Raw genomic sequence first — 22,196 nt, forward strand, 5'->3', positions numbered from 1 at the left:
GGACGCAGGCATGGATCGCGACCAGACCGCCAGCGGCGCCGGGGCCGCCACCGACATCGACACCATCCTCGCCAGTTACGACATCCACTACGCGTGGAACTACGGCTCGGTGAAGGAGGGGCTGCGCGACCTCTACGAGAAAGCCAAGCGCGACCAGTGGAACGGCAGCGTGCAGCTCGACTGGAGCACGCCGGTCGATCCGGAGGGCGAGATCATCCCGCAGGTGTACAACCCGCTGGAGGACTACGCGCCGTTCCAGAAGCTGGACGAGAAGCGGCAGAGGGAATTCCGCCACGCCACCATCTCCCTGCAGCTCTCGCAGTTCATGCACGGCGAGCAGGGCGCGCTGATCGTCGCCTCGCAGCTCACCGGCGCCGTGCCGTGGATGGACGCCAAGTACTACGCCGCGACGCAGACCATGGACGAGGCGCGCCACGTCGAGGTGTTCGCCCGCTACCTGCGCGACAAGCTCGAGTGGGAGTGGCCGATCAACCCCAACCTCAAGCAGCTCCTCGACCTGATCATCACCGACAGCCGCTGGGACATGAAGTACCTGGGCATGCAGATCCTGGTCGAGGGCCTGGCGATGGCCGCCTTCTCCAGCATGTACCAGATGGCGGTCGAGCCGCTGGTGCGCGACGTCGTCCACTACGTGATGAAGGACGAATCGCGCCACGTCGCCTTCGGCGTCATCTCGCTGCGCAACTACTACACCGACATGGCGGAGACCGAGCGGCGGGAGCGCGAGCAGTTCGTCGTCGAGGCCTGCCACCTGATGCGCGACCGCCTGGTCGGCGACGAGATCGCCACCCACTTCGGCTGGCCGCGCGAGACGGTGCGCCAGAAGGTCCTCGATTCGCCGGTGATGAAGATGTTCCGCCAGTCGCTGTTCGCCCGCGTCGTGCCGAACATCAAGAAGCTCGGCCTCCTGACGCCGTTCGTGCGCAAGGGCTTCGAGGACCTGGAGATCATCCAGTTCGAGAACTACGACGCCGAGGCGGCGGACCGCGAGATCGGACTCGCCTAGCCCGCCGGCACGCGGAGGGCCGCACGGGAGATCCCGTTGTGCCCGCCGCGTGCCGCCGCGGTTCACTCCAGTCCGAAGTGCCGCCGCGCCTCCTCGGCGATGGCGCGGCCGATGGGGAGCGAGGCGGTGGCGGCCGGTGACGGGGCGTTGAGCACGTGCACCACCCCGCCGAGCACCTGGATCGAGAAGTCGTCGACCAGGGATCCGCTGGGATCGATCGCCTGGGCGCGCACGCCGGCCTCGGCCGGGCGCAGGTCGTCCGGGCGTAGGTCGGGCAGCAGGCGTTGCAGGGCCTTGACGAAGGCCGCCTTGCTGAACGAGCGGTAGAACTCGCCGGCGCCGGTGCGCCAGTACCTGCCGGCGAGCTTCCAGAAGCCGCCATAGCCGAGCGTCTGCCAGGCCTCGCGCAGGTCGAAATCGGTCTTGCGGTAGCCCTCGCGCTTGAAGCTGAGCACGGCGTTCGGCCCGGCCTCGACGCCGCCCTTCACCATGCGGGTGAAATGCACGCCGAGGAACGGAAAGGCCGGGTCGGGAACCGGATAGATGAGCGCCTTCACCAGCGACTCTCGCTCGTTCACCAGCTCGTAGTACTCGCCGCGAAACGGGATGATCCGCACCGGCGGTGTCGTGCCGGCCAGCCGCGCCATCAGGTCCGAATGCAGGCCGGCGCAGTTGATGACGTGCGCGGCACGCTCGCTGCCGGCGGTGGTCTCGACGATCCACTCGCCGCCGTCACGGCGCAGGCCGATCACGCGGGCGCCGGCGCGCACCTCCCCGCCGCGCTCGCGCACGATCGCGGCATAGCGCTCGGCGACGCCGACGTAGTCGATGATGCCGGTCGACGCCACCGCCAGCGCCTGCGACCCGGCCGCGTGCGGCTCGATCTCGCGCAGGCGCTCCGGGCCGATCATCTCCAGGCCGGGGACGCCGTTGGCGGTGCCGCGGCGGTGCAGCTCGGCGAGACGCGGCAGCTCGTCGGGCCGGGTCGCCACCACCACCTTGCCGCAGATCTCGTGCGCGATGCCGTGAGCGCGCGCGAATTCGACCATCTCGCGCGCCCCCTGCACCGTGAAGCGCGCCTTCAGCGAGCCGGGTTTGTAGTAGATGCCGGAGTGGATGACGCCGCTGTTGTGCCCGGTCTGATGCCGTGCCAGCGCCGGCTCCTTCTCGAGCACGATCGGCCGCGCCGGCCGCTCCGCCTCGACCAGCGCCTTGGCGGTCGCCAGCCCGACGATGCCGCCGCCGATGATGACGACCCGTGGTTCCGTGGACATGGAACGGCAGGAATAGGCGATGCGCGACAGCCGGGCAACGCTTGCGCCGTGCTCCGGCGCGACCGGCCGGGCGCGCGGCGACGCGCCCGGGGACCGGCGCCTCAGTAGTCCTCGCGGCCCGGCGCCTCGACGGTGAACGCCGGCTCGCGGCGCCCTCGCCAGCGGCGGATCATCAGCCAGCCGCCGAGCATGCCGCCGAGGTGGGCGAAGTGGGCGACCCCGGCCTGCGTGCCGGTGACGCCGAGATAGAGCTCGAGCGCGCCGTAGAGGGTGACGAAGAGCCACGCCGGCATGGGGATCGGCGGGATGAGCAGCATCACTCGCTGGCGCGGGAAGTACATCGCGAAGGCGAGCAGGATGCCGAAGACGCCGCCCGAGGCGCCGATCGTCGGATACGGACTGGCGATCAGGGCATCGACGGCGACCTGGGCGAGCGCGGCGCTGACGATGCACCCGAGGTAGTAGATCAGGAAGCGGCCGCCGCCCCACACGTACTCCATCGTGCCGCCGAACATGTAGACGGCGAACATGTTGAACAGCACGTGGGTCGGCGAGGCGTGCAGGAACCCGTAGGTGAGGATCTGCCAGGGCGCGAAGCCACCGCCGATCGGCCACAGGGCGAAGGCGTTGAAATTGGCGCCGCTGAGCTCGAGCAGGAACACGGCGACGTTGAGGATGAGGATCAGGCGGGTGACGGGTGGAATCGGACGGCCCATGATGCTGCGGGAGCCTAGCACACCGCCTCTTGCGGGCGCGGCGCGGGGCCGGCTAGCGTCGACGCCATGTCGACCCTCGCCATGTCTCCCGCCCAGCGGGACGAGTTCCTCGCCGCCACGCACGTCGGCGTGGTGAGCATCGCCGACGGCGCCCGCGGCCCGCTCGCGGTACCGGTGTGGTACCGCTACGCCCCGGGCGGCACCCTGCGCTTCGTCACCGGGGCGCGGTCCCGCAAGGCCGCGCTCCTGCGCGCCGCCGGGCGGGCCGGCTTCTGCGTCCAGAGCGAGTCGCCACCCTACCAGTACGTCAGCATCGAGGGACCGGTCACCCTCGGCGCTCCCGACTACGAGACCGACGTGCGCCAGGTGGCGCTGCGCTATCTGGGCGAGGCGATGGGCGAGATCTACCTCGCCACCAGCGCCCAGAATCCGGAGCCGACGGTGCTGGTCGAGCTGCGCCCCGAGCGCTGGTACTCGGTCGACTACTCGCGCCTGGGACTCGTCCCGTGACCCGCGCCGTCCTCTTCGATTTCGGCGGCACGCTCTACGACTACGCGACGCTGGCGCCCGGCGACGCCGAGAGCCTCCTCGCCCTGGCGCGCTGGGCGGGACTCGACGCCGACCTGCCGACGATCCGCGCCGCGCAGCGCGAGGCGATGCGGGCGGTGTTCCGCTCCTACCTGCCGCGCCGCTATTATCTGCACCGCGACCTCTTTCGCGACGCCGCCGCCGCCACGCTGCGCGCCCTCGGCGCCGAGCCGGATCCCGATCATCTCGACCGCTTCCGCGCTCTGCAGTGGGAACTGCACCAGCGCGACTTCCAACTGCGCGAGGGCGTCATCGACACCCTGGAGGCCCTGCGCGCCCGCGGCCTGCACGTCGGCATGGTCAGCAACATCGACGACGACCAACTGGCGCACCTGCTGGAGGTCGCCGGCCTGCGCCCGCATTTCGACTCGCTGCTGTCGAGCGAGGCCGCCGGCGCCTGCAAACCCGATCCCGCGATCTTCGCGGAAGCGCTGCGCCGCGCCGACTGCGCCGCGTCCGAGGCGATCTTCGTCGGCGACACGCTGGCCCAGGACATCGCCGGCGCCAACGCCATGGGCATGCGCTCGGTGCTGATCTGGCACCGCGAGGACCGGCAGCCGGCCGCCGACGGGGCGCGGCCGGCGCACGTCATCCGGCGCATCCCGGAGTTGCTCGACCTGCTGTGACCCGCGGGAGCGTGCCGCTCAGGCGTCGGCGCCCACCAGCCGCGGCAGGATCTCGCTGATCGAGCCGCGCAGCACCGCGTCGGCGATGTCGTCCATCTCGGTCGGCTCGGCGTTGACGATGACGACGCGGGCGCCGGCGCGCTTGGCGACCGGCACGACGCCGGCGATCGGGTACACCGACAGGGTGGAGCCGACGGCGAGCATCAGGTCGCACTCGCTGGCCGCGCGCTGCGCGCGCATGAGGTCCTCCGGCACCAACGCCTGGCCGAAGGAGATCGTCGCCGACTTGAGGATGCCGTCGCACGAACGGCAGGGCGGATCCTCCTCGCCCGCCTCGACCCGCGCCAGGGCGTTCGCCATCGGCGCCCGCTCGCCGCACGCCATGCACACCACCTCGCGCACCGTGCCGTGGATCTCGACCACCTTGTGCGGCGACGATCCGGCGAGCACGTGCAGGCCGTCGACGTTCTGGGTGATCAGCGTGTGCAGGGTGCCGCGCCGCTCGAGCTCGACCAGGGCGTGGTGCCCGGGATTGGGATCGACCTGGCGCGCGAAAGTCTCGAGGCGGCTGCGCCAGGCGCGCACCCGCACCGCGCGGTCTGCCATGTAGTGCTGCAGGGTGGCCATCTTCTCCGCCCCCGGGTTCTTCGTCCACACGCCCTGTGGGCCGCGGAAGTCGGGAATGCCGGAGTCGGTGGAGATGCCGGCGCCGGTGAGCACGACGATGCGCTCGGCCTCGGCGACCCAACGGCGGGCGGTGCGGAGGAGCTCCTCGGACATGGGATCTCGGACACCACAAACACAGATGGAGACGGATGGCCACCGATGGACGCGCAAGGGCGCGCCCACGTGGCCACCGGTATTCAGTGGCCCCGCAGCACCTGGCCGGCGCGTGACGTGCGATCGAAGCGGCCGCCGGACACGACCACGGCGCCGTTCAGCACCACGGTGTCGATGCCGGTCGGACGCCGGTCCCAGTGATCGGCGACCGTGTCGGGATCGAACACCACCAGGTCGGCGGCGAGCCCGGGCGCGATGCGCCCGCGGTCGCGCAGGTTCATGCGCTCGGCATTGAAGGCGGTCATGCGGCGCACCGCCTCGCCGAGGGAGAACAGGCGCAGCTCGCGCACGTAGCGGCCGAGCAGACGCGGGAAGGTGCCGTACGATGCCGGATTGTCGACGCCGTTGCCGGTCAGGATGGTGTCGGTCTCGAAGCAGCACGCCGGGTGCGCCAGCACCTTGCGCAGGCTCGCCTCCTCGGCGTCGCGCCCGGAGTAGTTCCAGTTCATGATGCGCGCCTGGCTGCCGAGCTCGCCGACCAGGTCGAGGTAGGTCTCGGTCGGATCCTGATCGCGGTCGCGCGCGATCTCGGCCACGGTCCGCCCTTCATACGAGGCATACTCGCGCTTCGGCACCCAGAGGACCTGCGTGTCGTGCCAGCGCATGCCGAGCGACGGCAGCACCCAGTTGAGCGTCGCGGCGCACTGCTGGCGCATCTCGGGATCGGTGACCGCCCGGGAGAGCTGGGTGAGCGCCCACGGCGGCATGAACACCACCAGGGTGGTGTTGCCGCCGACGTAGGGAAAGGCGTCGCAGGCGATGTCGACGCCCTCTTCGCGCAGGCGGTCGAAGTGTTCGAGGGCGCGGTCGGTGGTGGGCCAGGTGCGGTCGCCGACGAAGATCAGGTGCGAGTGCTGCACCTTCACGCCGTGCGCCCGCCACACCGCCGCGGTCTCGTCCAGCGCCAGCAGGTTGGTCGGCGGCTGATCGGGCGCGGCGCGGTGGTCGAGGGCGATGTAGCTGCGCGCGTGCGAGGTGTAGACGCCGCGCCGCTCGGCGAGCGGCGCGGTGACGCCGAGCAGCTCGTCGAGGTCGGCGAACACGCCGGGCGCGTAGCCGAGGCCGGTGGAGAGGCCGATCGCGCCCTCGTCGAGCGCCGCCCGCACCAGATCGGCCATGCGCGCCGTCTCGTTCGGGAGCGCCGGCCCGGGGGCCCGGCCCTTCACCGCGGCGCGCACCGTGCCGTGGCCGACGAGCTGCGCGACGTTGAGCGCCAGGCCGCGCTGCGCCAGCGCCGCCAGGTAACTGCCCATGCCGCTCCAGCCGTAGTCGAGGTCGCGGTCGTGCAGCATGCGGCCGATCTGCGGCAGCAGCGCCCGGTTCTCGGCGACGAACGGCGCCGGCGAGCAGCCGCAGTTGCCGGCGACGATCGTGGTGATGCCCTGCTCGAGCAGGGGCGCCAGCACCTCGGCGTGATCCGGCTGGGGAATCACCCAGTCGCTGTGCGAATGCATGTCGATGAAGCCGGGCGCGACGACGCGCCCGGCGCAGTCGAGCGCCCGGGCCGCGGTCGCCCCGGCGAGATCGCCGACTGCGGCGATGCGCCCGTCGCGCACGCCGACCGACGCCGGCACGCCGTCACCGCCGCTGCCGTCGAGCACGGTGCCGCCACGGAGGAGGAGGTCGAAGGTCATGCCCGACTGAAACCACAAACGAACGCGAAGGACCACGGCGCGGCGGGAGGCGTCGTCGATGGCCCGGCGGGGGAATTTGTGCTTCGTGGCGCGCATGGGGGAACCGCTGCTGCTGCTGCTCCTGGCGCTCGCCGCGGTGGCCGCCTCCGGGATCGGCGCCGTGCAGCCGGGGACCTGGCTGCTGGAGGTGGCGCCGGTCCTGATCGCGGCGCCGGTCCTGGTCGCCACCTACCGGCGCTTTCCCCTGACGCCGCTGGCCTACCGCCTGCTCTGCGCGCACGCGCTCATCCTCTGCCTCGGCGGCCATTACACCTACGCGCAGGTGCCGCTCGGCTTCTGGATGGAGGACGCCTTCGGCTGGTCGCGCAACCACTACGATCGCATCGGCCACTTCGCGCAGGGCTTCGTGCCGGCCATCGTGGCGCGCGAGGTGCTGCTGCGCACCTCGCCGCTGCAGCGCGGGAAGTGGCTCTTCTTCCTGGTCTGCTGCGTCTGCCTCGCCGCCAGCGCGTTCTACGAATTCGTCGAGTGGTGGGCGGCGCTCATCGGCGGCGAGTCCGCGGCCGCGTTCCTGGGCACGCAGGGCGACCAATGGGACACGCAGGCGGACATGCTGATGGCGCTGATCGGCGCGATCCTCGCGCAGGCGACGCTGTCGCGCCTGCAGGATCGCGAGCTGGCGCGCATCGCGGCTCGCTCCGGTCAGCCTTGATGCGACAGAAGACCTTCACCACGGAGACACGGAGACACGGAGAGTACTGATCTCGAAGCCCGCTCAGCGTTCATCCCACAGTTCATTGGAAATGGAGTGAGAAGAGGCCCCCGCGCCTTCGCTATGGCACCGAGCCCTCCGTGTCTCCGTGCCTCCGTGGTGAAGGTGTCTTGTCGTATCGAGGTCGGCTAGGCCATCCCCTTCGTGATGCCCAGCACGCGATTGAAGAAGCGGACCATCAGCGGGTTGGTGAACCAGAAGCGCTGCGTCCAGAGCGGCGAGTGCCACTCGCTCGGCGGCAGCTCGCCGTCGAGAATCTCGGCGACGGCCGCGGCGCCCTGCTCGCCCAGGCGATCGAGGATGCGTTCGCCCAGCTCCGGCGAGGCGCTGCCGGGCGCGCCGGCATAGGTCTCGGCGCGGAAGAAGCGCAGGCCGCCCCGGAACGCCCGGATCATCGTCAGGATGCCGGCCGGCTTGCCGCGTTCAATGGGTGGCGGCGCCTCGCCGCGCTCGGCAAGCCAACCGTCCACCGTGCGCCGCGGCAGGTCGGCGTAGTCGCGCTCCACCCACTCGGGATGCAGCGCCAGCAGTTGCGAGGTCTCGACGAGGCCGCCGTGCGTGTCGCCGACGAGATCCTCGCGGCGCACCCCCGGCAACTGGCCGAGCACGTCGTACAGCTCGCTGCTGCCGCCGGTGAGGCGCTTCAGCAGCACCGAGAAGATGCACACCATGCGGATGCCGCGTTCGCGACTGACCCGCGCGCATGCCGCCTCGATGGCGAGAAAATGGCGGGGGCTGCCGTGGAAGTTGGAGACCAGGATGGTCTTGAATCCCTGCGCCGCCAGGGTGCGGCCGAGATCGCGCAGCACCGCCTGGGTGGTCGATGGGCGGAAGAACAGCGAACCGGGATGCGGCACGGTGTCGGTCGCGGCGTAGATGAACGGAAGCTGCAGGAAAGTCTTGCCCTGGTGACGCTCGGGCAGGAAGCGCAGGAGACGGCGCGCCAGCCCCTCGCCCTCCAGCGCATCGGCGCCGAAGGGAAGGTGCGGGCCGTGCACCTCCAGCGGCGAGCAGGTGACCATCACGACGCAATTGTCGCGGTCGAGCTGGTCGAACTTGCGTTTGGTCAGCGTCTCCCAGCGCAGCAGCGTGGGCTCGGTCATCGCAGTCCTTTCTTCGTCGCGGTCGGAATGGGGCCGCGGGCCCAGACCGAACCGCGAGCAACGTCGCGCCGGCGATCGGTCCGGAGGCGGGCCGATCGAATCGTCGCGACAGAGGGCACGCAGGCCACTGTGTCCCTCCGCGGCGGTCGTTTTTCAATTCGGCGAGGTCTGGTAGGCGAGAAGGTCATGACGGACGAGGAAACGCGCGCGTATCAGTGGATCGAGACCATGACCACGGCGGCGGATCGGTTTGCCGGGACGAGCGCCGAGCGGCGGGTCGCCGAGCAGGTGGGCGAGTGGATGCGCGGTCTGGGATGCCGCGAGGTGGCGATCGAGCCGGTGGCGAGCGCCCCGCGCAGCGGCGCGGTCCTGGCGCTGCACGCCGGCGTCAGCCTGCTCGGATTGTGGTGGGGGAACGGCCTCGGGGCGGCGCTGGCGGTGCTGTCCCTGTGGTCATTCCGCAGCCACCTGCGGCGGCGCGTCCCGCGGCTGGCGCGCCTGCTGCCGGCGCCCGAATCGGTCAACGTCGTCGGCCGCTGCGGCGCGACGGCGCCGACGCGGCGGGTCGTGCTCAGCGCCCACATCGACTCGGCGCAGGCGGGCGTCCTGTTCTCGAAGCGGGTCGCCGACGCCTTCGCCGGACTCACCGGCCGGCGCGACGGCGGCCGCCCACCGATCGGCCCGCTGGCGCTGCCGGAAGGGTTGATCATCGCCGGCGCCCTGGTCGCGGTCGCCGGCTGGCTCGGGGCGCATGGCCTGCTGTTCGGGCTGGTGAAGCTGGTCACCGCCGGCGGCCTGCTGCTCACCGCCGCCCTGACCCTGCAATGGGCGCTCTCGCCGCCGACGCCGGGCGCCAACGACAACGCCTCCGCGGTGGCGGCGATGCTCACCTGCGCCGAGCGACTGCTGCCCGAGCTGCCGGCCGACGTCGAGCTCTGGGTGGTCGGCACCGGCGCCGAGGAGGTCGGCTGCTGCGGCATGCACGCCTTCGTCGAGCGGCACCGCGACTGGCCGCGCGAGCACACCTACTTCGTCAACTTCGAGTGCGTCGGCGGCGGCCACCTGCACTACATCCGCAGCGAGGGGGTGCTCGAGAAGGGATACTTCCCGCCGCGGATGAACGAGCTCGCGCGCCAGCTCGCCAGCGACGGGCGCTGGGGCGCCGTGACGCCGACCGACCTGCTGGCCGCCACCGACGGCCACGTGCCGGCCGCCGCCGGATACCCGGCGCTCTCGCTGATCTCGCTCGAGGCCAACGGCGTGCCGCGCAACTACCACCGGGTCGAGGACACCGTCGAGGCGTTGGACATCGCGATGGTGGTGCGGGCCGCCGATTTCGGCGCCGCCGTGGCGATGGCGGCGCTGCGGCGGGACATGCATCCCGCGGCACGCACCGACGCCGCGTGAGCCCGCGGCCCCCGTTGCCGGTGCGCGTGCGGCGCGCGACGCTGGACGAGATCCTCGCCCTGCGCCATGCCGTGCTGCGGCCGGGTCGACCGCTCGCCAGCGCGCACTTCGACGGCGACGGCGAGCCGACGACGGTCCATCTCGCCGCCGCGCTCGAGACCGGCGAGGTGGTCGGCTGCTGCACCCTGCTGCCGCGCCCGCACGACGGCCGACCGGGATGGCAACTGCGCGGCATGGCGACGCGGACCGATGTGGCCCGCCGCGGCGTCGGCAGCGCCGTGCTGCGCGCCGCCGCCGCCGTGGTGCGCGACCACGGCGGCACCCTCCTGTGGTGCAACGCCCGCCTCGCCGCGGTCCCCTTCTACGCCAGCGCCGGCTGGCGGGTGGTATCGGATGCCTTCGACGTGCCAGGCATCGGCCCGCACCACGTGATGCTGCGCGAGCTCCCGGCGGCGACGCGTTCAGGCTGACGCGAGCCGTGTCGCGTCGCGGCGGTGGAAGGTCTATAGGGCGCGGCGGGGAGCCGAGGACGGCGAATGGAAGCGCTGGGCGCAATGATCCGCAAGGAGTTCGTGCACATCGCGCGCGATCCGCAGTTGATCGGCTTCGTCCTCGGACTGCCGATCCTGCTGCTGGTGCTGTTCGGCTACGCGCTCGGGCTGCAGGTCGAACGCATGCCGCTGGCCGTGTGCGACCTCGACCAGACCTTCTTCAGCTCGCAGGTGCAGGATCGGCTGCGCGCCGACCGCCAGTTCCGCCTCATCCCGGTCGACTCCGAGGAAACCATCCGTCGCATGCTGACCACGGGCGAGGCGCGGCTCGGCATCGTCATTCCGCAGGGCTTCGAGCAGAACGTCGCCGACGCCAAACAGACCCGCTTCCCGCTCTTCGTCGACGGCACCATGCCGACCCTCGCCCAGGCGGCGCTGTACGGCGCCAGCGTGCTCAGCGGCGAGGACGCCACCGCCCAGTTCACCTTCGTCGATCCCGACAACCCGGCCCCGCCGCCGCCCAAGCCGCCGATCAAGATCACCCAGCGCATCCTCTTCAATCCGACCCTGCGCGATTCGAACTTCTTCCTGCCGGGCACGATCGGCATCGTCATCATGTTGGTCGTCCTGACGTTGTCCTCCGGCCTGGTGCGCGAAAAGGAACAGGCGACCATCGAGCAACTGCTGGTGACGCCGATCTCCCGCTTCGCCCTGATCGCCGGCAAGATGATCCCCTATGGGATCGTCGCCCTGTTCGACTTCGCGGTGATCTCGATCCTCGCCAAGCTGATCTTCGACATGCCCTTCTCCGGCGCCGCCCTCCCGGTGACGCTGCTCGCCATCCTCTTCATCCTCGCCCTGCTGGCGCTCGGCGCCCTGATCTCGACCGTGTCGCAGACGCAACTGCAGGCGAACTTCATGGCGGTCTTCGTGATCGTCCCCTCGGTGCTGATGTCGGGATTCGTGTTCCCGATCGAGGCGATCCCACCGTGGTTGCAACCGGTGGCCTGGAGCCTGCCGATGACCTACTTCGTCGATGCCATTCGCGGCCTCACCCTGAAGGGGGCCAGCGTCGCCGACCTGGCGCACGACTTCCTGGTCCTGGCGGCGTTCATGGTCGGGTTCACGATCCTCAGCCTGGCGCGCTTCCGCAAGCAGCTCGCCTGAGAGGACGCCCGGCGCGCGCTCAGCCGCGGCCCGCGGCGTAGGCCGAGAGTCGCTCGAGCAGCCGATCGACCTGCTCGCCGGCGGCGATCGTCCAGCGGGCGCCCTCGAGGCGACCCGCGCCGTGGGCGACGAAGTCGCCGATGCTGTCGCGCACCGCCCGCGGGCTGAGGCCGAGCGCTCCGCCCAGCGCTTCGACGTCGAACGCCACCGGCAGCGCATCGTGCGGGACGCGCACCCGCTGCAGGGCCCAGGCGGCGATGCGCACGGCATCGAGCCGCTGGCCGAGCTCGAGGAGCGGCCGATGGCTGGCGCTGATGCGCGTCCCCTGCTCCTTCATCATCTCGAACACGATCTCGAGGTCGTCCTGCACCATCATCTTGAACACGTCGCGGCTGATGGCGAGCAGCGCGGTCGCCTCCTGCGCCGTCGCCGTCGCCGTCCGCGGCGCGCCGCTGAGCAGTGACAGCTCGCCGAAGAACTCGCCCGGACCGAGCACCGCGATCCGCTGCTCGTGGCCCTCGACCGCGATCGACAGCCCGACCGCCCCCTCGGCGACGACGAACATCTCCTCGCCGTGGTCGCCCTGGCGGAAGATCACCTCGCCCGGTCCGTAGCGGGCCTCCACCTGATGCGCCGGGTGTTGCGTCGCGCGCGGGGCGAAGACGTGCTCGGGGGCCGCCAGGCTGGTGTCCATCTGCCGCGTCAGGCTGACGAAGATGTCCTCCAGCGTCGGGGAGACCGAGTGCACCTGGTTCTCGGCCACCTCGATGCCGGCATCGAGCAGCGTCTGGCGGAGCACGTGGCGCACCGCCGCGCGGCGGGCGGCGGAGGCGAACGACGCGAACTGACCGGACCCCTCGGGCTCCGGCGGCACGTCGCGCAGCCGGATGTGCAGGGCCTGGCCGAAGACGCTGACGTCGTCGACGTACGGCGCGTCGCGCAGCGCCGCCAGCGCCGGCATCAGCGGTTCGCAGACGATCTCGACGCGACGGTTGGTGTGGGCGATCTCCTGGCGCTTCATCGAGTTGGGATCGCCGCTGACCAGCAGCCGCCCGTAGTAGATGTATGCCGCCTTGGTGCAGCGCTCGGCCTCGTCCATGTAGTGGGTGGTGACGAACAGCGTCGTCCCCGACTGGGCGAGCTGAAAGAGCAGATCCCACAACAGGCGGCGCGCCACCGGGTCGACGCCGGCGGTGGGTTCGTCGAGGAACAGGATCTCGGGCTCGTGCAGCAGCGCGCAGGCGAGCGCCAGGCGCTGCTTGAGCCCGCCCGAGAGGCTGCCGGCCTGTTGCCGCTCGCGGCCCTCCAGGCCGCAGAGGTGGAGGAGCTCGCGCTGGCGCTCGGCGGCGCGGGCGGCGCCGACGCCGTACACCGTGCCGAAGAAGTCGAGGTTCTCGCGCACGGTGAGGTCGGGATAGAGGCTGAAGCGCTGCGAGACGTAGCCGATGTGGCGTTTGATCTCCTCCGGCTGGCGGACGATGTCGTAGCCGCCGACGCTGGCGCTGCCCGAGGTCGGCGCGAGCAGTCCGCAGAGCATGCGGATCAACGTCGTCTTGCCGGATCCGTTGGGACCGAGGAGCCCGAAGATCTCGCCCTGGGCGATGGTGAGATTCAGGGAATCGACCGCGACGCGGCTGCCGAAGCTGCGGGTGAGGTGGTCGGCGATGACGGCGTCGGGCATGGACGGGTGGGCGGCTGCGCTCTCCTATGTGTCAGCGGAGACCGCCGGCGCAAGGCGGCGGCCGGCGCTACGACTTCTGGTAGGTGCCGACGAGCTCGGCGGTGGCGAGCACGTGGCCCTGCATCGCCTCCTCGAGCTGTGTCTTCGTGGGGGCGCCGAGGTCGGGGAGCACGGCGTCGAGGGCGACGAGCTTGAAGAAGTAGCGGTGGCGTCCGATCGGCGGACAGGGTCCGCCGTAACCGATGCGGCGGAAGTCGTTGCGTCCCTGCCGGGCGCCGGCGGGCAGCGCCTCGGGCTGGACGCCCGCCGGCAGCGCGCCGGCCTGCGGCGGCAGGTTGTAGAGCAGCCAGTGTGCGAACACCATGCGCGGCGCGGCGGGATCGGGGGCGTCGGGATCGTCGACGATCAGGGCCAGGCTCCTGGTGCCGGCCGGCGGCGCGGCCCAGTGGAGCGGCGGCGAGACGTCCGCGCCCTGGCAGGTGTGGAGGACGGGGATCGACTGGCCGGGAGCGAACGCGGGCGAGGTGATGGCGAACGCGGGGGACATGACGATGGCGAGCAGCGCGGCGGCGGTCACGCCTTCGCCTCCAGCGCCTCCTTCACGTTGGCGAGGTATTCCTTCACCGTGGCGCTCGCCTCCTTCTCGGCGAACGACTTCACCAGGCGCTGCAGCAGCGACGGCACCGGCGTGTCGGGCGCGACCATCTGCCGCAACGTGATCTTGGTCCCGGTGCCGGCCTTCTGGAAGCGGATCTCGCCGTCGACGTCGGTGTTGTCGCCCTTCGCCGGCGCGCTGACGAAGACGATCGAGGTCTTGCCGTCGGTCTCGTACGCCGCCGTGTACTGGACCTTCATGGTCAGCCCGGCGGTCGAGCGCTCGTCGTAGACGAAGCGATAGGTGTCGTTGCCGACCTTCTTGCAGCTCGCCAGCCCCGGGATGTGCTTCGACGAGCCGACGACGTCCCAGAGATACTTGTACGCCTTCTCGATCGGCACCTTGACGGTGACCGACCCCTCGACCTCGGTGGGGAACTTGGCCATGCGCGTCTGAAAACACAGATGGACGCCGATGGCCACAGATGGACGCGGACGCGACGTCCTCCCTGCGCGTCCAGCCGGCCCCGTGTGCCTCCGCGCGGCGGGATCTGGTCGGGATCCCTCCCGGAGGCGAGGGGCCGCAGCAGATCCCGGTTGACGCTCCCGCGCAATGTGCGATAGCTGGGAACGGTGATGATCGCGTCGCAGACCCGGAGCTGGTTTTTTGGGTACTTTACCTGGCGCCGCCCAGGGCTGCGGGAGGGTCTCACCTCGGCATAGCGCCGCCGAGCCAACCGACGACACCCGAAGCCCTGGGGCAATCCCCAGGGCTTTTTTGTTTTCTGGAGCTGTCATGCACCACAGCGAAGCCATCGAAGACCGCAACCTCGCCGCCCTGCGGCCGCTGCCGCCGCCGCGCGACGTGAAGGCGGCGTTGCCGCTCACCGACGCCGCGGCGTCGACCGTGCTCGCCGGGCGGGCCGCCATCCGCGACGTGCTGCACGGGCGCGACACCCACCGCCTGGTGGTGATCGTCGGGCCGTGCTCGATCCACGATCCGGACGCCGCGCTCGACTACGCCCGGCGCCTGCGGCGGGTGGCCGACGCGACCCGTGATTCGCTGGTGCTGGTGATGCGCACCTACTTCGAGAAGCCGCGCACCACCGTCGGTTGGAAGGGATTGATCAACGACCCGCTGCTCGACGGCTCGTGCGATCTCCCCGCCGGCCTGCACCTGGCGCGCCGCATCCTGCTCGACATCAACGGCATGGGCATCGCCTGCGCCGGCGAGATGCTCGACCCGATCGTGCCCCAGTACATCGCCGACCTGCTGAGCTGGGTCGCGATCGGCGCCCGCACGACGGAGAGCCAGACGCATCGCGAGATGGCGAGCGGGCTCTCGATGCCGGTGGGGTTCAAGAACGGCACCGACGGCGGGCTCCAGGTGGCGCTCAACGCGATGATCTCGGCGCGCCACCCGCACAGTTTCCTCGGCATCGACCGCAACGGCGCCGTGAGCGTCGTCCAGACCACCGGCAACCCCGACCGCCACATCGTCCTGCGCGGCGGCGCCGGCGATCCGAACTACGGCCCGGAGGCGATCGCGCGCGCCGCCCGGCTGCTCGCCGACGAGGCCATCGCGCGGCCGATCATGATCGACTGCTCGCATGACAACTCGGGCAAGGACCACCAGCGCCAGGGCGCCGTCTGTCGCGCCGTCGCGGCGCAGGTGCGGGACGGCGAGGGCCGCGTCCTCGGCCTGATGCTGGAGAGCAACCTGCAACCCGGGCGGCAGAATTGGATGCCGGACGAACGGCTCGCCTACGGCGTATCGATCACCGACGCCTGCATCGGCTGGGACGAGACCGAGGCGCTGCTCCACGAGCTCGCCGACTCGACCCCGCGGCGGCGCGCGGCGTGAGCGGCATGCGGCGCCTGATGATCGCGTCGCTGCTGCTGGCGGCGTCGGCGCGGGCGCAAACGCCCGGCAACGACGACGCGACCCGCGCGCTGCTGCAGCGATTGTGCGGTGAGCTCAGCATGCCCTGCGATGCGTGCGGCAAGCATCGCGGGCCGGCCACGCCGGCGCCGACCGCGCGGCCGGCGGGCGACCTGCTCCGACACCCGGCCGACGCCTGGGGTCACGCGGTGCAGATCAGCGTCGGCGGCGAGGGAATCGTCCTCCGGTCGCCGGGCGCCGACGGCGAGTTGGGAACGGCGGACGACATCGTCGCCGCCTGCGGGAAGAACTGACGGGATCACTCCTTGACGTCGGTGCCGGCGCCCTGGAGGGAACCGCCGGCCTTGTTCAGACCCTCGCCGGTCTTTTCCAGCGCCGTGCCGGTGCCGCGCTTGGTGGCGTCCCAACCGTCCTTGGCGACATCCTTGGTCGCGTCCCACCCCTTCTTGGTGTCGGCCTTGATGCCGCGGCCGAGCTCCTCGAAGCCCTGCTTGATCGACGGCTCCTCGGCCAGCGCCGCCGTCGCGGCGGCGAGCATCAGGGTCAGGGCGACGAGGCGGATCCCAGTGGTGGCGCGCATGGCGAGGCTCCTCTTCAGATGCCGGTGACCAGGCGCACGGGGGCGCCGGGACGAAGCGCGGCGAGGCGAGCGGCGATGCGGTCGGTGAGCTGGTCGAGGTCGAGGCCGACCGACGCCAACTGCTCGCCGCGCTGGCCGTGGTCGATGAAGCGATCGGGCAGCGCCAGCAATTCGACGCGGTTGGCGTCGAGCCCCGGCTGGCGGCGGGCGAGCTCGAGAACGGCGGAGCCGAACCCGCCGGCAGCGACGTGGTCCTCGAGGGTGAAGACCACCGGCTGCTCGGCGAGCTCGGCGGCGATCAGGCGCTCGTCGAGCGGCTTGGCGAAGCGGGCGTTGACCACCGCCAGCGTCCGGCCGCTGGTCTCGCGCAGCCGCTGCCGCGCCGCCAGCGCGGCATAGACCATCGGGCCGTAGGCCAGGATGCAGCCGTCGCGGCCATCGGCGACCCGCTCGGCCTCGCCGACGCGGAACGGGGCGTGCGGCAGTTGCGCGCCCGGCGCGGCGCCGCTGCCGCGCGGGAAGCGGATGGCGGTCGGACCGTCGACGGTGAGCGCGAGATCCATCATCGCCGCCAACTCGCCGCTGTCGCGCGGCGCCATCAGGACGAAGTTCGGCAGGCAGCGCAGGTAGGTGATGTCGAAGACGCCGTTGTGGGTCGCGCCGTCGTTGCCGACGACGCCGCCGCGGTCGAGGCAGAAGAGCACCGGCGCGTTCTGCAGCGCCACCTCCTGGAAGAGCTGATCGTAGGCGCGCTGGAGGAAGGTCGAGTAGATCGCCGCGATCGGTCGATGGCCGGCGAGGGCCAGGCCGGCGGCGAGGGCAACCGCGTGCTGCTCGGCCATGCCGACGTCGAGCACGCGCTCGGGGAATCGCTGCTGCACCGGGGTGAGGCCGGTGCCGTCGAGCATGGCCGCGGTGAGCACGACCACCCGCGGGTCGCGTTCGAGCAGCGTACCGGCGTGCGCCGCGAAGGCGGCGGTGAACGTCGGACCGCCCTGGTCGGGGTACTCCGCGATCGCGGCGGCGGCCGGCGGCTGGCTGCCGCTGGCGGCGTGGTAGCAGGTCGCCTCGGGGACATCGTCCCGGTAGCCGCGCCCCTTGGTGGTGATGGCGTGGATCAGCACCGGGCGGCGCATCCAGCGGGTGGCGCGGAAGGCGGTGCGCAGGGCGTCGATGTCGTGGCCGTCGATCGGCCCGTAATAGAAGAACCCGAGCTCCTCGAAGATGATGCCGAGGGCGTGGTGCGGGATGATGCCCTGCAGCGAGTGGTACCAGCGCTGCAGCACGTCGTCGACGTCGTCGCCGACGCCCGGAATGCGGCGGATGGCGCCCTGGATGGTGCGCAGGCGCTGGTTGAGCCAGGTCGAGCTGCGCACCCGCGACAAATAGGCGCTGAGCGCGCCGACGCTCGGGCTGATGCTCATGTTGTTGTCGTTGAGCACCACCACCAGCTCGAGGTCGCGGTAGGCGCCGCCGTGGTTCAGCGCCTCGAAGGCGTTGCCCTCTTGCATCGAGCCGTCGCCGATGACCGCCACCGCCTTGCGGCCGACATCGGCCTCGCTGCCCCGCCAGGCGAGCGCGAAGCCCATCGCCGTTGAGATGCTGGTGCCGCCGTGGCCGGTCTTCACCGTGTCGTACGGCGACTCCTCCGGGTCCGGAAACCCCGACAGCCCCTGCCACTGGCGCAGGGTCGCGAAGCGGTCGCGCCGTCCGGTGAGCAGCTTGTGCGGGTAGCACTGGTGGCCGACGTCCCAGATCAGCTTGTCGCGGTCGTTGAACTGATACTCGGCGAAGAGCGCCAGGGTGAGCTCGACGACGCCGAGACCGGCTCCGAGGTGGCCGCCGGTGCGGGTCACCGAGTCGATGATGAAACGCCGCAGATCGCCGGCCAGCGCCCGCAGGCCGTCGGCGTCCATGTCCTTGACGTCCTGGGGCGAGCCCAGCGCGTCGAGCAATGGGTACGGGGACTCCAGCGGTGCGCGCATCGCCGCCACGCTACACCCGAGCGCGGTCCGCGCCTAGGGAGGGTTCGCGCCCACCGGGGGGACGCCCGCCGGCATAGGCCGACCGGGACGGAACGGGCGCCCTACTTCCCCGGAACGCCGAGCCAGCCGCGGCTCACCATGTCGGACATGGTGAGCAGGATCATGATGGCGAGGAAGAACAGGGACGAGCCGATGACGACCCAGTTGAGCTTCTCGCTGTGCCGCAGCTCCATGAAGAAATACATGACCAGCAGCGCCTTGGCGGAGGCGATGCCGAGCGCGACCGGCGTATTGAGGAACGCCATGTCGAGGAACGCGGCGCCGACGGTGATGGCGGTCAGCCCGAGCAGGGCGACGTACACCGCGATGCAGGTCGAGACCGGCAGCGCGTTGGAGTGATCGGCGGAGTGACCGGCGGAAGCAGACGACATCGCAGCCCCTCAGTGCCGCCCGAGCAGGTAGAGCAGCGGGAAGAGGAAGATCCAGATCAGGTCGACGAAGTGCCAGTAGAGGCCGACCATCTCGACCGGGGTATAGTAGTTGCGATTGAACATCCCCTGGTAGGACCGGACGATGAGCACCAGCAGCAGGCCGGCGCCGACGATCATGTGCAGCGCGTGCAGGCCGGTCATCGCGAAGTAGAGCGAGAAGAAGAGCTGGGCGTTGGTCGGGTCGGCGCCGTGGAACTGGAAGTGCGGCCCCGGCACCAGGTGGTGCTCGAACTTGGCGGCGTACTCGACCACCTTCACCCCGAGGAAGACGAAGCCGAGGATCAGGGTGAGGATGAGATTGACGATCAGCATGCCGCGCTTGCTGACCTGCGCGGCGTGCACCGACAACGCCATGGTCAAGCTGCTGGTCAGCAGCACCAGGGTGTTGAAGGCGCCGAGCGAGATGTCCAGCTCGTGGCTGCCGGCGTGGAAGGCCTCCGGAAAGGCGGTGCGGTACACCACGTAGGCGGTGAAGAGGCCGCCGAAGAACATGACCTCCTGGGCGAGGAAGAACCACATGCCCAGGGTCGACGCGTCATGCTGCTGCTCCGCGTCGTCGAAGTGGTGCGCGACGTAGGGCGCCGTCTGCTCAAGCAACGGACACCTCCTCCAGGTCTTCCGCCGTTCCGTAGGTGTACGGTTCCGCGGTCACGATCGGCTGTTCGGCGAAGTTCTCGGTCGGCGGCGGCGAGGGCGTCGTCCACTCCAGCCCGGTCGCGCCCCAGGGATTGTTGGCCGCCTTGGGACCGAACTTCAGCGACCACAACAGGTAGCAGAACGGCAGCAGATAGCCGACGGCGAGGATCGAGGCGCCGGCCGTGGACATCACGTTCAGCACCTGGAACTCGGCCGGATAGGCGTGGTAGCGCCGCGGCATGCCGAGATAGCCGAGCAGGAACTGGGGGAAGAACGTCAGGTTGAAGCCGATGAAGACGATCACCGCCGCCACCCGCGCCGGCATCTCGGGATACATGCGGCCGAACATCTTCGGCCACCAGAAGTGCAGGCCGCCGAGGAACGCCAGCACCGCGCCGCCGACCATGATGTAGTGGAAGTGGGCGACCACGAAGTAGGTGTCGTGGACGTGCAGGTCGAGCCCGATCGCCGCCAGGAACAGACCGGTGAGGCCACCGACGGTGAACAGGCCGATGAAGCCGAGGGCGTAGAGCATCGGCGCCTCGAAGGAGATGGCGCCGCGGTACAGGGTGGCCGACCAGTTGAACACCTTGACCGCCGACGGGATGGCGACGGCGAAGCTGAGGATCGAGAAGATGAGCGCGGCGTACACCGACTGGCTGCTGGTGAACAGGTGGTGGCCCCAGACGACGAAGCCGAGCACCGCGATGGCGAGACTCGACATGGCGATGAAGCTGTAGCCGAAGATCGGCTTGCGCGCGAAGCAGGTGATGATCTCGCTGATCACGCCCATGCCGGGCAGGATCATGATGTAGACGGCGGGGTGCGAGTAGAACCAGAACAGGTGCTGGAAGAGGACCGGGTCGCCGCCGAGCGCCGGATCGAAGATGCCGATGTGCAGGCCGCGCTCGATCGCCACCAGGAAGATGGTGATGGCGATCACCGGCGTGCCGAGCACCATGATGAGGCTGGTGGCGTAGTGCGCCCAGATGAACAGCGGCAGGCGGAACCAGGTGAGACCGGGGGCCCGCATGCGGTGGATGGTGACGATGAAGTTGAGGCCGGTGAGGATCGAGGCGAAGCCGGTGATGAAGATGCCGACCGCGGCCAGCATCACGTTGGTGACCGAGTACGAGGTCGAGTACGGCGTATAGAAGGTCCAGCCGGTGTCGACGCCGCCGAAGATCATCGCCGCCAGCGCGAACGCGCCGCCGAGGATGAAGACGTACCAGCTCAGCAGGTTGATGCGGGGGAAGGCGAGGTCGCGGGCGCCGATCATCATCGGCACCAGGAAGTTGCCGAGCGTGGCCGGGATCGAGGGCACGAGGAAGAAGAAGACCATCACCACGCCGTGCATGGTGAAGAACTTGTTGTACGTATCGGCCTGCAGCAGGTCGCCCTTCGGGGTCAGCAGCTCGAGCCGCACCCCGGCGGCGAAGAGGCCGCCCAGGATGAAGAAGACGGTGACCGAGATCAGGTAGAGGACGGCGATCCGCTTGTGGTCGACGGTGAGCAGCCACGAGGCGACGCTGTAATCGGCGTTGAGGTAGCTGCGTCGCATGCGCTCCGCGGGCGGCGCCCCGGCGGCGACGGGCTTGAGTGCTGGAGTGGCCATGCGTCGTCCTTTCAGGAAGCGCTGTCGGCGCCGACGGGCGCGGTCTGCGCCACGCCCTGTCCGCTGGCCGGTGCGCCCTTGTCGAGCGACTTGATGTACTGAATGAGCTGCATCACCTGCTCTTCGCTGAGCTGCCCCTGGAAGGTCGGCATCACCGGCTGGAAGCCCTGCACGATCTTGGCGGTCGGATTGAGGATCGACTCGCGGACGTAGGCCTCGTCGGCCAGCACCTCGCTGCCGTCGCTGAGCTTGACCATGTGCCCGAACACGCCGACCAGTGACGGCCCGAGGCCGCCGCCCTGCGGCAGGTGGCAGGTGGCGCAGGCCCTGGCGGTGAAGAGCGCCTCGCCCGCGGCGACCGGCGACGCGGCGGCGCCCGCCGGGGCCGATACCGCGGCGGCGGCCGGGTGCCCCGGCGGTTGCGGCGCCGGCGGCTGCTCGGACAACCACTTCTCGAACGCCGCCGGCTCCATGACGACGATCTTGCCGATCATGCCGGAGTGCTCGGTGCCGCAGTACTCGGCGCAGAACAGGTGGTACTCGCCGACCTTGGTCGCCTCGAACCACGAGGTGGTGTAGCGGCCGGGCAGGACGTCGAACTTCATGCGGAAGGCCGGGATGTAGAAGCTGTGGATCACGTCCTCGGACGTCATCGTCAGCTTCACGGCCTGGCCGATCGGGACGTGCAGCTCGTTGATCTCGCGCCGCCCCTCCATGTGCTGCAGCTTCCACATCCACTGCTTGCCGACCACGAACACCTCGTGGGCGTTGTCGGGCGGGCGCGAGAAACCGAAGAACAGCCACACGCCCCAGGCGAAGATCACCATGGTGATGCCGAACGGGATCACGGACCAGGCGATCTCGAGCAGGGTCGAGCCGTGGATGTGATGCCCGACGTCCTGCGGATTGCGGCGGCGGAAGCGGATCGAGAAGCCGACCAGCATCGCGGCGATGATGACGCCGAAGAACAGGCTGACGGCGATCAGGAAGAGATAGAAGTAGTCGACCTGGGCGGCCATGGTCGACGCCTGCTCGGGAAACAGCGGAAAATCGTAGGCGCGCATCA

At 70.4% G+C, this 22,196-nt stretch carries 23 protein-coding genes; 9 read left to right on the forward strand and 14 right to left on the reverse strand.

What is annotated here, in order from left to right:
* The first annotated feature begins 10 nt into the window (after positions 1-10).
* Positions 11-1,027: a ferritin-like domain-containing protein gene (locus KF840_13875; GenBank protein MBX3025991.1), complete on the forward strand. Its 1,017-nt coding sequence runs from the start codon at positions 11-13 to the stop codon at positions 1,025-1,027.
* A 62-nt stretch (positions 1,028-1,089) separates the two neighbouring features.
* Here KF840_13875 and lhgO read toward each other — a convergent pair whose 3' ends face one another.
* Positions 1,090-2,301 (reverse strand): L-2-hydroxyglutarate oxidase, encoded by a 1,212-nt coding sequence (lhgO, locus tag KF840_13880; GenBank protein MBX3025992.1) that lies wholly within the window; start codon positions 2,299-2,301, stop codon positions 1,090-1,092.
* Between the two features lie 101 nt (positions 2,302-2,402).
* Entirely contained in the window at positions 2,403-3,017 is a 615-nt protein-coding gene (locus KF840_13885) for a rhomboid family intramembrane serine protease (GenBank protein MBX3025993.1), read from the reverse strand.
* Positions 3,018-3,083: 66 nt separating this feature from the next.
* On the opposite strand from KF840_13885, the gene KF840_13890 reads away from it, so the two are divergent.
* Together KF840_13890 and KF840_13895 are read left to right on the forward strand one after the other, a co-directional pair.
* Positions 3,084-3,527, forward strand: coding sequence for a pyridoxamine 5'-phosphate oxidase family protein (locus KF840_13890; GenBank protein MBX3025994.1), 444 nt, complete (start codon positions 3,084-3,086; stop codon positions 3,525-3,527).
* Positions 3,524-4,231: an HAD family hydrolase gene (locus tag KF840_13895; protein ID MBX3025995.1), complete on the forward strand. Its 708-nt coding sequence runs from the start codon at positions 3,524-3,526 to the stop codon at positions 4,229-4,231. The genes KF840_13890 and KF840_13895 overlap by 4 nt, the downstream gene beginning before the upstream one ends.
* An 18-nt stretch (positions 4,232-4,249) precedes the next feature.
* Here KF840_13895 and KF840_13900 read toward each other — a convergent pair whose 3' ends face one another.
* Both KF840_13900 and KF840_13905 read right to left on the reverse strand, forming a co-directional pair.
* A complete protein-coding gene (locus tag KF840_13900; protein ID MBX3025996.1) occupies positions 4,250-5,011 on the reverse strand; it encodes a Sir2 family NAD-dependent protein deacetylase in 762 nt (253 codons plus the stop codon).
* An 83-nt stretch (positions 5,012-5,094) separates the two neighbouring features.
* Positions 5,095-6,705: an amidohydrolase family protein gene (locus KF840_13905; protein MBX3025997.1), complete on the reverse strand. Its 1,611-nt coding sequence runs from the start codon at positions 6,703-6,705 to the stop codon at positions 5,095-5,097.
* Between the two features lie 94 nt (positions 6,706-6,799).
* On the opposite strand from KF840_13905, the gene KF840_13910 reads away from it, so the two are divergent.
* Positions 6,800-7,417, forward strand: coding sequence for a DUF2238 domain-containing protein (locus tag KF840_13910; GenBank protein MBX3025998.1), 618 nt, complete (start codon positions 6,800-6,802; stop codon positions 7,415-7,417).
* Positions 7,418-7,605: 188 nt separating this feature from the next.
* Here KF840_13910 and KF840_13915 read toward each other — a convergent pair whose 3' ends face one another.
* On the reverse strand, positions 7,606-8,580 hold the full coding sequence (locus KF840_13915; GenBank protein ID MBX3025999.1) for a creatininase family protein: 975 nt from the start codon (positions 8,578-8,580) through the stop codon (positions 7,606-7,608).
* A 186-nt stretch (positions 8,581-8,766) separates the two neighbouring features.
* On the opposite strand from KF840_13915, the gene KF840_13920 reads away from it, so the two are divergent.
* The 3 genes from KF840_13920 (at position 8,767) to KF840_13930 (ending at position 11,645) form a co-directional block, all read left to right on the forward strand.
* Positions 8,767-9,987 (forward strand): M28 family peptidase, encoded by a 1,221-nt coding sequence (locus tag KF840_13920; protein MBX3026000.1) that lies wholly within the window; start codon positions 8,767-8,769, stop codon positions 9,985-9,987.
* Positions 9,984-10,457 carry a GNAT family N-acetyltransferase gene (locus tag KF840_13925; protein ID MBX3026001.1) on the forward strand — a complete coding sequence of 158 codons (474 nt, stop codon included), beginning with the start codon at positions 9,984-9,986 and terminating at the stop codon, positions 10,455-10,457. The genes KF840_13920 and KF840_13925 overlap by 4 nt, the downstream gene beginning before the upstream one ends.
* Before the next feature lie 66 nt (positions 10,458-10,523).
* Positions 10,524-11,645 carry an ABC transporter permease gene (locus KF840_13930; GenBank protein MBX3026002.1) on the forward strand — a complete coding sequence of 374 codons (1,122 nt, stop codon included), beginning with the start codon at positions 10,524-10,526 and terminating at the stop codon, positions 11,643-11,645.
* A gap of 19 nt (positions 11,646-11,664) precedes the next feature.
* Here the strand turns inward: KF840_13930 and KF840_13935 are convergent, their stop codons facing one another.
* From KF840_13935 to KF840_13945, 3 genes are all read right to left on the reverse strand, one after another.
* Entirely contained in the window at positions 11,665-13,326 is a 1,662-nt protein-coding gene (locus KF840_13935) for an ATP-binding cassette domain-containing protein (GenBank protein ID MBX3026003.1), read from the reverse strand.
* A gap of 67 nt (positions 13,327-13,393) precedes the next feature.
* The gene (locus KF840_13940; GenBank protein MBX3026004.1) at positions 13,394-13,873 is read right to left on the reverse strand and encodes a YbhB/YbcL family Raf kinase inhibitor-like protein; all 480 of its coding nucleotides are present in this window, start codon (positions 13,871-13,873) and stop codon (positions 13,394-13,396) included.
* A gap of 26 nt (positions 13,874-13,899) precedes the next feature.
* Positions 13,900-14,367: an SRPBCC family protein gene (locus KF840_13945; protein ID MBX3026005.1), complete on the reverse strand. Its 468-nt coding sequence runs from the start codon at positions 14,365-14,367 to the stop codon at positions 13,900-13,902.
* A 349-nt stretch (positions 14,368-14,716) separates the two neighbouring features.
* Between KF840_13945 and KF840_13950 the strand changes: the two genes are divergently transcribed.
* Together KF840_13950 and KF840_13955 are read left to right on the forward strand one after the other, a co-directional pair.
* Complete coding sequence (locus KF840_13950) at positions 14,717-15,784, forward strand: 3-deoxy-7-phosphoheptulonate synthase (GenBank protein ID MBX3026006.1); 1,068 nt, start codon at positions 14,717-14,719, stop codon at positions 15,782-15,784.
* Positions 15,781-16,116 (forward strand): hypothetical protein, encoded by a 336-nt coding sequence (locus KF840_13955; protein MBX3026007.1) that lies wholly within the window; start codon positions 15,781-15,783, stop codon positions 16,114-16,116. The genes KF840_13950 and KF840_13955 overlap by 4 nt, the downstream gene beginning before the upstream one ends.
* Positions 16,117-16,121: 5 nt before the next feature.
* Here the strand turns inward: KF840_13955 and KF840_13960 are convergent, their stop codons facing one another.
* From KF840_13960 to coxB, 6 genes are all read right to left on the reverse strand, one after another.
* Complete coding sequence (locus tag KF840_13960; protein ID MBX3026008.1) at positions 16,122-16,403, reverse strand: hypothetical protein; 282 nt, start codon at positions 16,401-16,403, stop codon at positions 16,122-16,124.
* A gap of 14 nt (positions 16,404-16,417) precedes the next feature.
* A complete protein-coding gene (dxs, locus tag KF840_13965; GenBank protein ID MBX3026009.1) occupies positions 16,418-18,388 on the reverse strand; it encodes a 1-deoxy-D-xylulose-5-phosphate synthase in 1,971 nt (656 codons plus the stop codon).
* A gap of 101 nt (positions 18,389-18,489) precedes the next feature.
* Entirely contained in the window at positions 18,490-18,819 is a 330-nt protein-coding gene (locus KF840_13970) for a cytochrome C oxidase subunit IV family protein (protein ID MBX3026010.1), read from the reverse strand.
* Between the two features lie 9 nt (positions 18,820-18,828).
* Positions 18,829-19,398 carry a cytochrome c oxidase subunit 3 family protein gene (locus tag KF840_13975; protein MBX3026011.1) on the reverse strand — a complete coding sequence of 190 codons (570 nt, stop codon included), beginning with the start codon at positions 19,396-19,398 and terminating at the stop codon, positions 18,829-18,831.
* A 70-nt stretch (positions 19,399-19,468) separates the two neighbouring features.
* Positions 19,469-21,130 (reverse strand): cytochrome c oxidase subunit I, encoded by a 1,662-nt coding sequence (ctaD, locus tag KF840_13980; GenBank protein ID MBX3026012.1) that lies wholly within the window; start codon positions 21,128-21,130, stop codon positions 19,469-19,471.
* A gap of 11 nt (positions 21,131-21,141) precedes the next feature.
* Positions 21,142-22,194 carry a cytochrome c oxidase subunit II gene (gene coxB, locus KF840_13985; GenBank protein ID MBX3026013.1) on the reverse strand — a complete coding sequence of 351 codons (1,053 nt, stop codon included), beginning with the start codon at positions 22,192-22,194 and terminating at the stop codon, positions 21,142-21,144.
* Positions 22,195-22,196: the final 2 nt, after the last annotated feature.

The organism is bacterium (genome assembly GCA_019637795.1).
Lineage (GTDB): Bacteria > Desulfobacterota > Binatia > HRBIN30 > CADEER01 > JAHBUY01.

What these genes read in the sequence shown, in the direction of transcription:
- KF840_13875 (MBX3025991.1), top strand. Translation starts at nt 11, where the DNA reads ATGGATCGCGACCAGACCGCCAGCGGCGCCGGGGCCGCCACCGACATC.
- lhgO (MBX3025992.1), bottom strand. Translation starts at nt 2,301, where the DNA reads ATGTCCACGGAACCACGGGTCGTCATCATCGGCGGCGGCATCGTCGGG.
- KF840_13885 (MBX3025993.1), bottom strand. Translation starts at nt 3,017, where the DNA reads ATGGGCCGTCCGATTCCACCCGTCACCCGCCTGATCCTCATCCTCAAC.
- KF840_13890 (MBX3025994.1), top strand. Translation starts at nt 3,084, where the DNA reads ATGTCGACCCTCGCCATGTCTCCCGCCCAGCGGGACGAGTTCCTCGCC.
- KF840_13900 (MBX3025996.1), bottom strand. Translation starts at nt 5,011, where the DNA reads ATGTCCGAGGAGCTCCTCCGCACCGCCCGCCGTTGGGTCGCCGAGGCC.
- KF840_13905 (MBX3025997.1), bottom strand. Translation starts at nt 6,705, where the DNA reads ATGACCTTCGACCTCCTCCTCCGTGGCGGCACCGTGCTCGACGGCAGC.
- KF840_13910 (MBX3025998.1), top strand. Translation starts at nt 6,800, where the DNA reads ATGGGGGAACCGCTGCTGCTGCTGCTCCTGGCGCTCGCCGCGGTGGCC.
- KF840_13915 (MBX3025999.1), bottom strand. Translation starts at nt 8,580, where the DNA reads ATGACCGAGCCCACGCTGCTGCGCTGGGAGACGCTGACCAAACGCAAG.
- KF840_13920 (MBX3026000.1), top strand. Translation starts at nt 8,767, where the DNA reads ATGACGGACGAGGAAACGCGCGCGTATCAGTGGATCGAGACCATGACC.
- KF840_13930 (MBX3026002.1), top strand. Translation starts at nt 10,524, where the DNA reads ATGGAAGCGCTGGGCGCAATGATCCGCAAGGAGTTCGTGCACATCGCG.
- KF840_13935 (MBX3026003.1), bottom strand. Translation starts at nt 13,326, where the DNA reads ATGCCCGACGCCGTCATCGCCGACCACCTCACCCGCAGCTTCGGCAGC.
- KF840_13940 (MBX3026004.1), bottom strand. Translation starts at nt 13,873, where the DNA reads ATGTCCCCCGCGTTCGCCATCACCTCGCCCGCGTTCGCTCCCGGCCAG.
- KF840_13945 (MBX3026005.1), bottom strand. Translation starts at nt 14,367, where the DNA reads ATGGCCAAGTTCCCCACCGAGGTCGAGGGGTCGGTCACCGTCAAGGTG.
- KF840_13950 (MBX3026006.1), top strand. Translation starts at nt 14,717, where the DNA reads ATGCACCACAGCGAAGCCATCGAAGACCGCAACCTCGCCGCCCTGCGG.
- KF840_13960 (MBX3026008.1), bottom strand. Translation starts at nt 16,403, where the DNA reads ATGCGCGCCACCACTGGGATCCGCCTCGTCGCCCTGACCCTGATGCTC.
- dxs (MBX3026009.1), bottom strand. Translation starts at nt 18,388, where the DNA reads ATGCGCGCACCGCTGGAGTCCCCGTACCCATTGCTCGACGCGCTGGGC.
- KF840_13970 (MBX3026010.1), bottom strand. Translation starts at nt 18,819, where the DNA reads ATGTCGTCTGCTTCCGCCGGTCACTCCGCCGATCACTCCAACGCGCTG.
- KF840_13975 (MBX3026011.1), bottom strand. Translation starts at nt 19,398, where the DNA reads ATGTGGTTCTTCCTCGCCCAGGAGGTCATGTTCTTCGGCGGCCTCTTC.
- ctaD (MBX3026012.1), bottom strand. Translation starts at nt 21,130, where the DNA reads ATGGCCACTCCAGCACTCAAGCCCGTCGCCGCCGGGGCGCCGCCCGCG.
- coxB (MBX3026013.1), bottom strand. Translation starts at nt 22,194, where the DNA reads ATGCGCGCCTACGATTTTCCGCTGTTTCCCGAGCAGGCGTCGACCATG.